Source organism: Pseudomonas sp. C8002 (assembly GCF_013385765.1).
Lineage (GTDB): Bacteria > Pseudomonadota > Gammaproteobacteria > Pseudomonadales > Pseudomonadaceae > Aquipseudomonas.
Genome location: NZ_JACAPJ010000003.1, coordinates 131,656 through 144,879, shown reverse-complemented (window position 1 = coordinate 144,879; position 13,224 = coordinate 131,656). Strand labels below are relative to the sequence as shown.

11 protein-coding genes, 1 tRNA gene and 1 riboswitch are annotated in these 13,224 nt (G+C 61.2%); of the genes, 1 reads left to right on the top strand and 11 read right to left on the bottom strand.

Features of this window, described 5'->3' with window-relative positions; genetic code table 11:
- Positions 1 to 51: 51 nt before the first annotated feature.
- From HX814_RS04010 to ltaE, 5 genes are all read right to left on the bottom strand, one after another.
- A tRNA-Ser gene (locus HX814_RS04010) sits at positions 52 to 142 on the bottom strand.
- Positions 143 to 204: 62 nt separating this feature from the next.
- Positions 205 to 393 carry a carbon storage regulator CsrA gene (csrA, locus tag HX814_RS04005; protein ID WP_002554426.1) on the bottom strand — a complete coding sequence of 63 codons (189 nt, stop codon included), beginning with the start codon at positions 391 to 393 and terminating at the stop codon, positions 205 to 207.
- Between the two features lie 186 nt (positions 394 to 579).
- Positions 580 to 1,821, bottom strand: coding sequence for an aspartate kinase (locus HX814_RS04000; protein ID WP_003214308.1), 1,242 nt, complete (start codon positions 1,819 to 1,821; stop codon positions 580 to 582).
- A 95-nt stretch (positions 1,822 to 1,916) separates the two neighbouring features.
- Positions 1,917 to 4,535, bottom strand: a complete 2,619-nt coding sequence (gene alaS, locus HX814_RS03995; protein WP_177008428.1) for an alanine--tRNA ligase — start codon at positions 4,533 to 4,535, stop codon at positions 1,917 to 1,919.
- Positions 4,536 to 4,681: 146 nt separating this feature from the next.
- Entirely contained in the window at positions 4,682 to 5,686 is a 1,005-nt protein-coding gene (ltaE, locus tag HX814_RS03990) for a low-specificity L-threonine aldolase (RefSeq protein ID WP_003214311.1), read from the bottom strand.
- Between the two features lie 190 nt (positions 5,687 to 5,876).
- Positions 5,877 to 6,046: riboswitch (FMN riboswitch) on the top strand.
- Positions 6,047 to 6,157: 111 nt separating this feature from the next.
- Here ltaE and HX814_RS03985 point away from each other — a divergent pair.
- Complete coding sequence (locus HX814_RS03985) at positions 6,158 to 6,667, top strand: 6,7-dimethyl-8-ribityllumazine synthase (protein ID WP_003214313.1); 510 nt, start codon at positions 6,158 to 6,160, stop codon at positions 6,665 to 6,667.
- Between the two features lie 130 nt (positions 6,668 to 6,797).
- Here HX814_RS03985 and astE read toward each other — a convergent pair whose 3' ends face one another.
- The 6 genes from astE to aruF all read right to left on the bottom strand — a co-directional run bounded on the left by astE (position 6,798) and on the right by aruF (position 13,193).
- The gene (gene astE, locus HX814_RS03980; protein WP_003214315.1) at positions 6,798 to 7,802 is read right to left on the bottom strand and encodes a succinylglutamate desuccinylase; all 1,005 of its coding nucleotides are present in this window, start codon (positions 7,800 to 7,802) and stop codon (positions 6,798 to 6,800) included.
- Between the two features lie 11 nt (positions 7,803 to 7,813).
- Positions 7,814 to 8,104 (bottom strand): hypothetical protein, encoded by a 291-nt coding sequence (locus HX814_RS03975; protein ID WP_003214319.1) that lies wholly within the window; start codon positions 8,102 to 8,104, stop codon positions 7,814 to 7,816.
- Positions 8,105 to 8,127: 23 nt separating this feature from the next.
- Positions 8,128 to 9,474, bottom strand: coding sequence for an N-succinylarginine dihydrolase (gene astB / locus HX814_RS03970; RefSeq protein ID WP_177008429.1), 1,347 nt, complete (start codon positions 9,472 to 9,474; stop codon positions 8,128 to 8,130).
- A gap of 158 nt (positions 9,475 to 9,632) precedes the next feature.
- Positions 9,633 to 11,102, bottom strand: a complete 1,470-nt coding sequence (gene astD, locus HX814_RS03965; protein WP_168197533.1) for a succinylglutamate-semialdehyde dehydrogenase — start codon at positions 11,100 to 11,102, stop codon at positions 9,633 to 9,635.
- A complete protein-coding gene (astA, locus tag HX814_RS03960; RefSeq protein ID WP_003214325.1) occupies positions 11,099 to 12,124 on the bottom strand; it encodes an arginine N-succinyltransferase in 1,026 nt (341 codons plus the stop codon). Before astA ends, astD begins: the two co-directional genes overlap by 4 nt.
- A 49-nt stretch (positions 12,125 to 12,173) precedes the next feature.
- On the bottom strand, positions 12,174 to 13,193 hold the full coding sequence (aruF, locus tag HX814_RS03955; RefSeq protein WP_003214328.1) for an arginine/ornithine succinyltransferase subunit alpha: 1,020 nt from the start codon (positions 13,191 to 13,193) through the stop codon (positions 12,174 to 12,176).
- Between the last annotated feature and the right edge of the window lie 31 nt (positions 13,194 to 13,224).

The following is a 13,224-nucleotide window of genomic DNA, read 5'->3' as shown; positions in this document are numbered from 1 at the left end:
AGTTTCAACAACTTAGCGAAAAAACCAGATTGCAACGTACTAAGCAAATAATGGCGGAGAACGGGGGATTCGAACCCCCGACACCCTTTTGAGGTGTACTCCCTTAGCAGGGGAGCGCCTTCGGCCACTCGGCCAGCTCTCCGCAACACGGGGCGTATATTAACCAGCTTCATCCCCGTTTGCAAACATAAAAAACGATAAAAATTAATGGCTTGGTTCTTCGTCCTTCTCTTTCTTGATCCGCAGGTAGATTTCCTCGCGGTGGACAGCCACCTCTTTCGGAGCGTTAACCCCGATACGCACTTGATTGCCTTTGACGCCGAGCACGGTCACGGTGATTTCGCCATCACCAATAATCAGGCTTTCTGCGCATCGACGAGTCAGAATCAGCATACCTTTCTCCTCACGCATTTCATTTCGGGAACAACAGTCTGCAAAAAAAAGGCATTCGACCTACAACCAAATGGCCATAGCCCTACACGCCTAAGTATTGTCGAGCGCAGGTAAAAGAACAGGTCTTAACCACACACCCGACAAAAAAATGAAAGGCGCGGATAACCGCGCCTTCCTGGCAACGCATCACTCGCCCTGTCGGGCCGGAGCGTCCAGCTCAAAAGCGGTATGCAGTGCGCGTACAGCCAGTTCCAGGTACTTCTCTTCGATCACCACCGACACCTTGATTTCCGATGTGGAGATCATCTGGATGTTGATGCTTTCCTTGGCCAGGGCTTCGAACATGCGGCTGGCAACGCCCGCATGGGAACGCATGCCCACACCCACGATCGACACCTTGGCAATCTTCGTATCGCCGACCACTTCACGGGCGCCGATTTCCTTCGCAGTGTTCTGCAGGATCCGCTCCGCCGCATCGTACTCGTTGCGGTGCACGGTGAAGGTGAAATCGGTGGTGTTATCGTGCGAGACGTTCTGCACGATCATGTCGACTTCGATGTTCGCCCCACTGATAGGGCCCAGGATCTTGAAAGCCACGCCCGGGGTGTCTGGCACGCCACGGATAGTCAGCTTGGCTTCATCACGGTTGAAAGCGATACCGGAAATGATCGGCTGTTCCATGGATTCCTCTTCATCAATAGTAATGAGGGTGCCCGGACCCTCCTTGAAGCTGTGCAGTACGCGCAGCGGAACGTTGTATTTGCCGGCGAACTCAACGGCACGGATCTGCAACACCTTGGAACCGAGGCTGGCCATTTCCAGCATCTCTTCGAAGGTGATCTTGTCCAGGCGCTGGGCCACGGACACGACCCGCGGGTCAGTGGTGTAGACGCCATCCACATCGGTGTAGATCTGGCATTCGTCAGCCTTCAGGGCTGCCGCCAGGGCCACGCCAGTGGTGTCGGAACCGCCACGACCGAGGGTGGTGATGTTGCCGTGCTCGTCGACGCCCTGGAAACCGGCGACAACGACCACACGACCGGCTTTCAGGTCAGCGCGAATCTTCTGGTCATCAATCTGCAGGATGCGGGCTTTAGTGTGCGCGCTATCCGTAAGAATGCGGACCTGGTTGCCAGTGTAGGACACCGCCGGCACACCACGCTTGTTCAGCGCCATGGCCAGCAATGCGATGGTCACCTGCTCACCGGTGGAAATGATCACGTCCAGTTCACGGGGAACCGGTTGCTGATCGCCACTGATTTGCTTGGCCAGATCGATCAGGCGATTGGTCTCGCCGCTCATGGCCGACAGCACCACCACCAGGTCATCGCCGGCATCGCGGAATTTCTTAACCTTGTCGGCGACCTGCTCGATTCTTTCGACAGAGCCGACCGAGGTGCCTCCAAATTTCTGTACGATCAAAGCCATTTCTAAGCCGCCTCAGCCCGTAAAGGGGCGCCTGTTATTCAATCAACCAGCACTGACTGAGCCCGCGACTAGACCACGGGCTCATTAACAGCGTCTTAAATACCTGCCTCGACAAACGGCACGGTCAGGGCCAGGGCCGCGTCCAGGGCGCCGGCGTCAACACCACCGCCTTGCGCCATGTCCGGACGACCACCGCCCTTCCCGCCCACTGCCGCGGCGGCTTGCTTCATCAAATCACCGGCCTTGAGTTGGCCAGTCAGGTCTTTGGTTACACCGGCAACCAGAACGACCTTTTCCTCATGGACACTGCCGAGCAGGATCACTGCGCGGCCGAGCTTGTTCTTCAACTGATCGACCAAGGCCAACAGCGCCTTGCCGTCCTGACCGTCCAGGCGTACGGCCAGCACTTTCACACCCTTGACGTCCAGGGCGGAAGCCGACAGATCGTCGCCCGCCGCGCTGGCCGCCTTGGCCTGCAACTGCTCCAGCTGTTTCTCCAGCTGACGGTTGCGCTCCAGTACGCCGGAGAGCTTGTCGATCAGGTTGTCGCGGCTGCCCTTGACCAGGCCGGCCGCTTCCTTGAGTTGTTCTTCTGCCGCATTGAGGTAGGCCAGGGCCGCAGCACCGGTGATCGCTTCAATACGACGTACGCCGGAAGCCACGCCGCCTTCGCTGATGATTTTCAGCAGGCCGATGTCGCCGGTACGGCTGGCGTGGATACCGCCACACAGCTCCACCGAGAAGCTGCCGCCCATGCTCAGTACGCGCACTTCGTCGCCGTACTTCTCGCCAAACAGCGCCATGGCGCCTTTTTGCTTGGCGCTCTCGATATCGGTTTCTTCGGTTTCCACCGGGGTGTTCCTGCGAATCTCGGCGTTGACGATGTCTTCCAGGGCCTTCAACTGCTCAGGCTTGATCGCCTCGAAATGACTGAAGTCAAAACGCAGGCGCTGGCTATCGACCAACGAACCCTTCTGTTGCACATGCTCACCCAGCACCTGACGCAACGCAGCGTGCAGCAAGTGAGTGGCAGAATGGTTCAAGGCAGTTGCATGCCGTACGTCGGCATCTACCTGAGTGTCCACCGGGGCGCCGACGGTCAGGTTGCCCAGCACCAGCACGCCGTGATGCAGGAACGCACCGCCGGTCTTGGTGGTGTCGCGCACTTCAAAACGACCGGAGGTGGAGCTCAGGAAACCACAGTCGCCAACCTGGCCACCGGATTCAGCGTAGAACGGGGTCTGGTCGAGGACCACAACGCCCTCGTCACCTTCGTTCAGCACGTCAACCGACTTGCCGTCCTTATAGATAGCCACGATCTTGGCCGAGCCAACGGTGGCTTCGTAACCAATGAACGAAGTCGCCACATCCACCTTTACCAGAGTGTTGTAGTCCAGGCCAAAGGAGCTGGCGGAACGGGCACGGACGCGCTGGGCTTCCATCTCACGCTCAAACCCGGCCTCGTCGATGGTCAGCTCGCGTTCGCGGGCGATGTCGGCGGTCAGGTCCATCGGGAAACCGTAGGTGTCGTACAGCTTGAACACGACGTCGCCCGGCACCACGGTGCCCTTGAGCTCGACCAGGTCCTGCTCGAGGATCTTCAGGCCGTGCTCCAGGGTCTTGGAGAACTGCTCTTCTTCAGCCTTGAGCACGCGCTCGATGTTGGCTTGCTGCTGCTTGAGTTCCGGGAAGGCATCGCCCATCTCGGCCACCAGAGCGGCAACGATCTTGTAGAAGAAGCTGCCGGTGGCGCCCAGCTTGTTACCGTGACGGCAGGCGCGACGGATGATGCGGCGCAGCACATAGCCACGGCCTTCGTTCGACGGCAGCACGCCATCGGCGATCAGGAAGCCGCAGGAACGGATGTGATCCGACACCACCTTGAGCGACGACTGGTTGTCGTTGGCACAGCCAATGGCCGCGGCCGAAGCGCTCAGCAGGTTGGTGAACAGGTCGATCTCGTAGTTGGAGTGAACGTGCTGCATCACCGCACTGATCCGCTCCAGGCCCATGCCGGTGTCCACCGACGGCGCTGGCAACGGATGCAACACGCCATCGGCGGTGCGGTTGAACTGCATGAACACGTTGTTCCAGATTTCGATGTAGCGGTCGCCGTCTTCTTCCGGCGAGCCCGGTGGGCCACCCCAGATGTCGGCGCCGTGATCGTAGAAAATCTCGGTGCACGGGCCGCACGGGCCGGTATCGCCCATGGTCCAGAAGTTGTCGGACGCGTAAGGCGCGCCCTTGTTGTCGCCGATGCGAATCATGCGCTCGACCGGCACCCCGATTTGCTGGGTCCAGATGTCGTAGGCTTCGTCATCGGTGGCGTAGACGGTCACCCAGAGTTTTTCCTTCGGCAGCTTCAGCACGCCGGTCAGGAAGGTCCAGGCAAAGGTGATCGCGTCTTTCTTGAAATAGTCGCCGAAGCTGAAGTTACCCAGCATCTCGAAGAATGTGTGGTGGCGGGCGGTGTAGCCCACGTTTTCCAGGTCGCTGTTCTTGCCGCCGGCGCGTACGCACTTCTGGCTGCTGGTGGCGCGGGTGTAGGCGCGCTTTTCCTGGCCCAGGAAGCAGTCCTTGAACTGGTTCATCCCCGCGTTGGTGAACAGCAGGGTTGGGTCATTGCCTGGGATCAAGGAGCTGGAGGCGACACGGGTGTGACCTTGCTCTTCGAAGAAGCGAAGGAAGGCTTCACGGATTTCTGCGCTTTTCATTAGGTTCTTCCACGGAGGCTGCGGCCAAAGGCCAGTGCTAAACGTCATCAGACGGAGCGACGGCAAAGGGCCGCATTATATCGGCCCTTTGCCCGTGGTACAGCGTGTTTATGTGATAGAAACAGTCAATTAGACGGTCTGCACTGTCATTTCCGGGAAAACTCGACAAATGTCGCGAGCACTTGCTCGATCTGCGCCCGGCTGACGTCCAGGTGCGTGACCATGCGCAGGCGCGGCGCCGCGCTCAACTTGATCCCGCGCTCGGCAGCAAACGCCTTCAAGGCCTGGGCTCGATCACCGATGTCGACGTAGACCATGTTGGTCTGCACCGGCTCCACCGTATAACCCGCCTTGCGCAGTTCATCCCCCAGCCATTGGGCATTGGCGTGGTCGTCGGCCAGGCGCTGCACCTGGTGATCCAGGGCGTACAGCCCCGCCGCCGCCAGCGAACCGGCCTGGCGCATGCCGCCACCGACCATCTTGCGCAAACGACGGGCCTTGGCGATCAACGCGGTGGAGCCGCACAGCACCGAGCCGATCGGCGCGCCCAGGCCCTTGGACAGGCACACCGACACCGAATCGAAGTGCTGGGCAATTTCCCGCGCATCCACACCCAGCTTGACCGCCGCGTTGTAGAGCCGCGCGCCGTCCAGGTGCAAGGCCAGGCCGTGTTCCCGGGTAAAGGCTCGCGCCGCCGCCAGGTATTGCAGCGGCAGGACCTTGCCCTGCATGGTGTTTTCCAGCGCCAGCAAGCGGGTGCGGGCGAAGTGGAAGTCGTCCGGCTTGATCGCGGCCAGCACGTGCTCCAGGTTCAGGGAACCGTCGGCCTGCACTTCCAGGGGTTGTGGCTGGATCGAGCCGAGAACCGCCGCGCCGCCGCCTTCGTATTTGTAGGTGTGGGCCTGCTGACCGACGATGTATTCCTCGCCACGCTCACAGTGCGCCATCAACGCCAGCAGGTTGCTCATGGTGCCGGTGGGCACGAACAACGCGGCGGCAAAACCCAGGCGCTTGGCCAGTTCGGCTTCCAGGCGATTGACGCTCGGGTCCTCGCCGTAGACGTCGTCGCCGCTGGCGGCAGTGGCCATCGCCTCGAGCATGCCAGGGGTCGGTTGGGTCACTGTGTCGCTGCGCAGGTCAATCACGTTCATCAAACTAGCCTCTAGCGGATTGGAGCGTTTCTTGTGTTAACGATTACTGCGGGCAAACCCGCGGAATATCAAGCCCCGTGCTTGCACAATCGAATACCAACCAAACAAACCGATATAGGTTATCGATAAACCAACCGTGCAGTTTCTGAAAAACCATGATAAAAACTCTCCGCCGCCAGGGTTCTGGCGGCAACGTTCTCAGGGCGGGGTGTAATTCCCCACCGGCGGTAATTGCACGCAACGTGCATAGCCCGCGAGCGCTTGGCGCCTCGAACTGCCTCGGCAGGACGGCGACAAGGTCAGCAGACCCGGTGTGATCCCGGGGCCGACGGTCATAGTCCGGATGAAGAGAGAACGGGATTGGCACCTAAGGGCCGCGCTGACGTCATGTTCACATGAGCCCGCTGTGCGTACCCTTAAATCCCATTCGATTCATAACGCCCTGTTTTTTTCTTAAACAGGAGTCAGAACATGCAACCCACCGCAATCGACAGCAAAAGCAAAAACCATCACGGCGAGCGCGTCGCGTTTATCCAGGCCTGCTGGCACAAGGATATTGTCGACCAATCCCGTAAAGGTTTCCTCGCCGAAATGATCGCCCAGGGCTACCAGGAATCGGACATCGATTTCTTCGAAGTCGGCGGCGCCTTTGAAATGCCCCTGCACGCCAAGCTGCTGGCCAAGTCCGGCCGTTATGCCGGTATCGTCGCGGCCGCCCTGGTGGTGGACGGCGGGATCTACCGTCACGAGTTCGTGGCCCAGTCCGTGGTCAGCGGCCTGATGCAGGTCCAGCTGGAAACCGAAGTGCCGGTGTTCTCGGTATCCCTGACCCCGCACCACTTCCACGCGGGCAGCGAGCACCATACGTTCTTCTATGAGCACTTCGTGCACAAGGGCCAGGAAGCGGCACGCACCTGCGCCGACACCCTGCACAAGGTTCGCGCACTGCGTCGCAATGAGCCACGGGCTCTCGCGGTTTAAGCAACACTGCAAAGCAAATGTGGGAGCGGGCTTGCTCGCGAAAGCGGAGTGTCAGTCAATACATGTCTGACTGATACACCGCCTTCGCGAGCAAGCCCGCTCCCACATTTGACCGAGTCAGTCTCGGGATTCAGGCCAGGCCGGCATCCGTGGTCGGCACAATCAATATCCCTGCTCGCAAGCCATTCTTGACCTTCGGGTTCGGGAAGATGATGCGCGCGCCCTCCTCTTCGATTACCCAGCGGGTCTTGGCAATGTCCTCGGCCAGCAGATAACCCTTCTCCAACTCCGAAAAGTTTTCCACGTCCGCCGGCAAATGCAGGACGAAGGTATCGCTGTGCTTGATCACTTCCCGGGAGACGCTGAACAGCTGCAGGCCATCCAGGCTCTCGGTGGCCGGCTCGTTACCCTCGATGATCTGCGTGAGGCGGGTTTCCAGGCGCGATACGTCCACGCCCTGGTTCTGCCCGAACGGCCGGGCCTTGCCCAACTCCAGGGTGAAGGACTCGGCCTCCAGCTGCTCGTAGGTAAACGCGGTGAAGGTGATCGACGTCTTGTTCTGCAACAGCACCGCCTCCAGGCCAGCGGCTCGCAGGCGCGCCAGTTCACGACGTGAATGCTGGCGACCGTCCTTCCACGGGTACAGTGCGAACTGCTCGATCTTCGAGCCACGGATGGCGGTGTGCAGGTCGTAGTGCAAACGGCTACGCCCAGGCACGCTGAAGAAGGTGCGGGCCAACTGTTCAAGCTCGGCGGCGCGCATGGCTTCAGGGCCGATGTTTTGTTCATGACGGCCGTTGAACAGCCGGTTGACGTCCAGTTCGAGGTAACGCTCGCCGCGGCGCATGGCCTCGGGGTTGCCGAACAGGAACAGGATACGGGTACGGGGCTTGATCTCCCCACGGGCGATGCCCTGCAGCAAGCGGTCGGCCAATTCGATCGGCGCGGTTTCGTTGCCATGGATGCCGGACGACAGCAGTACGTCGCTGCCGTTGTCCCGCGCCTCAGGAGGCCGCACTTCCAGCGCGCCCTCACTGAGCCAGCGCAGTTGCACGCCGTCGACAGTCAGTTGAATTTTTTGCGCCGGTTCGCGACCGGCGAGGGTCAGTTCAAGCAGTTTGCCGAGGGCGAGCATACGCAGCTTCCTTAGTGGTTGCAGCCAGGACCGTGGACGTGATCGTCGTCATCACCTTCAACGTCGGCCGGTTCCATTTCCAGTTGCAGGCTCATCAGGTTGGTGGCCAATGGGCGCATCAGCAGGTTGGCGTATTCCGCGTCGCCTTCTTCCACGTCCACGCCGATCAGCAGTTGGCCACGGCCGTCGTGCTGGATCCAGATCTCCTTGCCCTGCCACACCACGGCGACGCGGGTGCAGGAGGTTTCCAGCTGGGTGCCGTCGGTATCTTCAAGGATCAGTTTCAGGGTGTCGGTGGTCATAAATAGTTCTCAGCCGTGCGGCGTTAATTGATCTGGAAAGGATAAACCGAGCCCAGTTTAAGGATTTGCGTCAGTTCATCCAGTGCCGTCCGGCACTCAAGCAGCAATTGCGGGTCAGCCAGGTCGGTTTCCCGCAGGCTGTCGCGGTAGTGCTTGTCGACCCATTGGGTCAGCGTGTCGTACAACGGCGCCGTCATGATAACCCCTGGGTTGACCGCCGCCAGTTCGGTTTCATTCAGCGCTACACGCAAGCGCAGGCACGCCGGGCCACCGCCGTTCTGCATGCTTTGCTTGAGGTCGAAGACTTTGACTTCGCGGATCAGCCCGCCGGAAGACGTCAGGCCTTGCAGGTACTGCCAGACACGCTCGTTGGCGCGGCATTCTTCCGGCACGATCAGCAGCATCGAACCGTCGGCGCGGGTCAGCAGCTGGCTGTTGAACAGGTAGGAACGCACCGCGTCTTCAACACCCACCTGGGCCCGTGGCACGCAGATCGACTGGAAATTGCCGCCGAGCTTGCCGAGCTTGCCCTGCAATTCGCCGAGCATCTGATCGGTATTGAGGAAGGCATCCTCGTGATAGAACAGCACCTCGCCATTGCCCACCGCGATCACATCGTTGTGGAACACACCGGCATCGATCACCGCCGGGTTCTGCTGCGCGTAAACCACACCGTCGTCCCGTAGGCCATGCAGGCGCGCGACCGCCTGGGAGGCTTCGAGGGTCTGGCGCGCCGGGTACTTTTGCGGCGCCGGGTAGCGGGTGTCGAACGCGCTGCGGCCGAACACGAAAAACTCTACGCCCGCCTCGCCATAGTCCCGGCAGAAACGCGTGTGGTTGGCCGCGCCTTCGTCGCCAAACTGCGCCACCGCCGGCAGCGCGGCGTGGTGGGCGAAGTGCTTCGGGTCAGCGAACATCGACCCCAGCACGCGGCTGGTGGTCGGGTGTTCGATGCTGCGGTGGTATTTGCAGTTGAGGTTGGCGGCGGTGAAATGCACGCGACCGTCAAAGGTGTCGGCGCTCGGGCTGACGGTCGCGGCATTGGCCACCCACATGCTCGACGCCGAGCAACTGGCAACCAGCAGCGGCATGGCTTGCTTGGCGGCCTGCTGGATGACTTGTGCGTCGGTGCCGGCAAAACCGAGGTTGCGCAAGGCGGCCACATCCGGACGTTCCTGGGGCGCCAGCACACCTTGCACAAAGCCCATTTCCATCAGGGCCTTCATCTTCGCCAAGCCTTGCAGCGCAGCTTCCTTCGGGTTGGAGGACTGCTGGCTGTTGCTTTGGGACGCGACGTTGCCGTAGGACAAGCCGCCGTAGTTATGGGTCGGCCCCACTAGACCGTCAAAATTGACTTCACAGGATTTCATCGGCGAGGCTCCACGAACATCTGTATTTTTATAGGCATCAAATTACTTGAACACACCACAAATCAAGTGTGGGAGCGGGCTTGCTCGCGAAAGCGGTGGTTCAGTCGCCTGAAATGTTGAATGACACACCGCCTTCGCGAGCAAGCCCGCTCCCACATTTAGATCAGCGTCACACCCGGGGTTAACGTCGCCGGTAGCACCAGGCTCGGGGTCTCAAGGGAGGCCACCGGGTACGCGCAATAGTCCGCCGCGTAATAGGCGCTGGCGCGATGGTTGCCCGAAGCCCCTACCCCGCCAAATGGCGCGCTGCTCGCAGCACCCGTCAGCTGTTTGTTCCAGTTGACGATCCCGGCACGGCTTTCCAGCCAGAACTGCTGGTAACGCGCCTCGGAATCCGACAGCAACCCGGCCGCCAAGCCGTATTGAGTGTTGTTGGCCTCGGCAATCGCCGCCTCGAAATCAGCGTAGCGGATCACTTGCAGCAGTGGGCCGAACAGCTCTTCGTCAGCGCGTTCCGTAACCTCGGTCACATCGATAATCCCCGGCGTCAGCAACGCAGCCTGGGCCTGGGGTTGAGTCATTTCCAACAGCGCCACGGCGCCATTGGCCAACAGCAATTCCTGGGCATCCATCAACGCCTTGGCAGCACCGAGGGAAATCACCGAGCCCATGAACGGCGCCGGCGTTTGGTCAAATGCGCCGACTTCGATGGTCGAGCTCACCGCCACCAGGCGTGCGAGCAACGCATCGCCCCAGGCGCCTTCCGGCACCAGCAGGCGACGGGCGCAGGTGCAACGCTGGCCAGCGGAGATAAACGCCGACTGGATAATGGTGTACACGGCCGCATCCACATCGGCCACTTCGTCCACCACCAGCGGGTTGTTGCCGCCCATTTCCAGCGCGAGGATCTTGTCCGGGCGCCCGGCGAATTGCTGGTGCAGATGGTTGCCGGTGCGGCTGGAGCCGGTGAAGAACAGACCGTCGATGCCCGGATTCGCCGCCAGGGCGATCCCGGTTTCCCGTGCGCCTTGCAGCAGGTTCAACACGCCCGCCGGCAGGCCGGCGTCGATCCAGCATTGCACGGTCAGTTCGGCGACTTTCGGGGTCAGCTCACTCGGTTTGAACAGCACGGTGTTACCCGCCAGCAAGGCCGGCACGATATGCCCGTTAGGCAAGTGACCCGGGAAGTTGTAGGGGCCAAACACCGCCACTACACCGTGGGGCTTGTGGCGCAACACGGCAGTGGCGTCGCCCAAGGGGCCGCTCTTCTCGCCGGTACGCTCGCGGTAGCTTTGCACCGAGATCGCGACCTTGTTGACCATGCTGGTGACTTCAGTCGCCGATTCCCACAGAGGCTTGCCGGTTTCCTCACCGATGCAGCGGGCGAGTTCGTCAGCACGACTCTTCAGGTTGGCGGCGAAGGCTTCCAGCACGCTCAGGCGCTCTTCCAACGAACGCTTGGCCCAGGCCGGAAACGCCTGGCGTGCGGCCTGGACGGCGGACTCGACCTGCTCGGCGGTGGCGCCATTACCCGACCACACCACCTGCTGGGTCACCGGGTTCAGCGACTCAAACACTTCACCCTGGCCAGCCAGCCATTCACCTGCGATGTATAGCGAATTCATTATTTCGACTCCCGGGCAGCGGACAACGGTACGGCACGCACTTGATCACCGGCGATCAGTTGCAGGCGCTTGGCGGTCTGTTGATCGACCACCAGGGTGCCCGCAGCCAACCGCGCCGGCGCGGCGGTGATGCGGCAATCTTCACGTTTGCGGTTATGGATCAGGAACGGCGTGGCGTCGTCGCCCGGCGTACCAATCGCCAGCACCAGCGCTTCGCTGTCGCGCACGGCGCGGATCTTGGTGGTTTCACACTCCACCGCCGGGCCCGCGTCGAAGATGTCGACGTAGCCCTGGTAGCTGAAACCTTCGCTCTTGAGCATGCTCAGGGCCGGCTCGGTGTCGGTGTGGACCTTGCCGATCACATTGCGCGCGTCTTCAGACAGGAAGCAGGTGTACAGCGGAAACTTCGGCATCAGCTCGGCGATAAACGCCTTGTTGCCCACGCCGGTGAGGTAGTCGGCCTGGCTGAATTCCATCTTGAAGAAGTGCCGGCCCAGGCTTTCCCAGAACGGCGAGCGCCCGGCTTCGTCGGACATGCCGCGCATCTCGGCGATGATCTTGTTGCCAAACAGCTGCGGGAATTCCGCGATAAACAGCATGCGCGCCTTGGCCAGCATGCGGCCGTTAAGGCCGTTGCGGTAATCGGCGTGCAGGAACAACGAGCACAGCTCGGAGTTGCCGGTCAGGTCGTTGGCCAGAAACAGCGTCGGGATTTCACGGTAGATGTTCAGCTCCTGGGAGGCGCTGACCGTCAGGCCGACCCGGAAGTTGTACCAGGGCTCGCGCAGGCCGACTGCACCGGCGATGGCGGAAATCCCCACCACGCGGCCTTCGTCGTTTTCCAGCACAAACAGGTAGTCCGCATCACCGCGCCCGGCTTCGCCGCGAAAGGTCTTTTCAGCCCAGCCGACCCGATGGGTCAGGCGCTCCTCGTTGGCCGGCAAGGTGGTGAGGCCGGTGCCGGTGCTGCGCGCCAGATCAATCAGGGCCGGTAAATCGCTGCTGCGTACGGGACGAACGATCATGCTATCTCCTCAAACGGGCCGCCTTGCAAGCCACCCGCGAAACTCATTCTTAAACCGCTACCAGTCGAACGCTGGCACCTTCGCCGACGCCCAGGGCTTCGGCGGTTTCCAGGTCCAGGGTCACTGGCTTGCCCGGCGCGTAGTCCAGCTCCAGCATCACCGCGCGGTAATCCTGCAACTGGCCGTTGCTCACCAGGTACTGGCGGCCGACACCCTTGACCATCTCACCGATCTTCACCGGCACCACACGGCTCTGGGCGATCGAGCGAATGCCCGAGACGCGCGCATGCAGGGTTGGGCCGCCGTCGAAGATGTCGATGTAATGGTCGGTCTCGAAGCCTTCGCGCATCAGGATGTCGAAGGTGATCTGCGCCCGCGGGTGCACCTGGCCCATGGCTTCCTGGGCTTCGTCGGGCAACAGCGGCACGTAGATCGGATAGTGCGGCATCAGTTCGGCGAGAAAGGTCCGGCTCTTCAACCCGCACAGGCGCTCGGCAGCGGCGTAGTTGAGGTCGAAGAAGTTGCGGCCGATGGCGTCCCAGAACGGCGAATCACCGTTCTCGTCGCTGTAGCCCACAATCTCGGTGACCACCGAATCGGCGAAGCGCTCCGGGTGGCCGGCCACGAACAGCAGGCGGCCACGGGAGTTGAGCTCCGACCACGGCGAACCCACCAGCTCCGGCACCACGTAGAAACTGGTCAGCAGGCTGTTGCCGGTGAGGTCATGGCACTGCGAGAGCACGTGGATCTTGTTGTGAATCTTCAGCTCGCGGGAAGCGTGCACGAAGGTCTCGTTACGGAAGCTGTAGAACGGTTCCGAGTAGCCGGCCGAGGCAACGATGGCCGAACAGCCCACCAGCTTGCCGGCGTCGGTGTCTTCCAGGACGAAGAAATAGCTTTCTTCACCGTTGAAGCTGACCTCGGCGGCGAAGGACGCTTCGCTCGCAGCGATCTTGTCGCTCAGGCGTTCGACATCATCCGGCAAGGAGGTGACACCAATCGGGCTGTCCGCAGCCAGACGCTGTACCTCGCCCAGATCAGCCATTTGCGCGGGGCGCATCACCAGCATGGTGTCACTCCTTAACTCGAAAAACTCACAG

What these genes read in the sequence shown, in the direction of transcription:
- csrA (WP_002554426.1), bottom strand. Translation starts at nt 393, where the DNA reads ATGCTGATTCTGACTCGTCGATGCGCAGAAAGCCTGATTATTGGTGAT.
- HX814_RS04000 (WP_003214308.1), bottom strand. Translation starts at nt 1,821, where the DNA reads ATGGCTTTGATCGTACAGAAATTTGGAGGCACCTCGGTCGGCTCTGTC.
- alaS (WP_177008428.1), bottom strand. Translation starts at nt 4,535, where the DNA reads ATGAAAAGCGCAGAAATCCGTGAAGCCTTCCTTCGCTTCTTCGAAGAG.
- ltaE (WP_003214311.1), bottom strand. Translation starts at nt 5,686, where the DNA reads ATGAACGTGATTGACCTGCGCAGCGACACAGTGACCCAACCGACCCCT.
- HX814_RS03985 (WP_003214313.1), top strand. Translation starts at nt 6,158, where the DNA reads ATGCAACCCACCGCAATCGACAGCAAAAGCAAAAACCATCACGGCGAG.
- astE (WP_003214315.1), bottom strand. Translation starts at nt 7,802, where the DNA reads ATGCTCGCCCTCGGCAAACTGCTTGAACTGACCCTCGCCGGTCGCGAA.
- HX814_RS03975 (WP_003214319.1), bottom strand. Translation starts at nt 8,104, where the DNA reads ATGACCACCGACACCCTGAAACTGATCCTTGAAGATACCGACGGCACC.
- astB (WP_177008429.1), bottom strand. Translation starts at nt 9,474, where the DNA reads ATGAAATCCTGTGAAGTCAATTTTGACGGTCTAGTGGGGCCGACCCAT.
- astA (WP_003214325.1), bottom strand. Translation starts at nt 12,124, where the DNA reads ATGATCGTTCGTCCCGTACGCAGCAGCGATTTACCGGCCCTGATTGAT.
- aruF (WP_003214328.1), bottom strand. Translation starts at nt 13,193, where the DNA reads ATGCTGGTGATGCGCCCCGCGCAAATGGCTGATCTGGGCGAGGTACAG.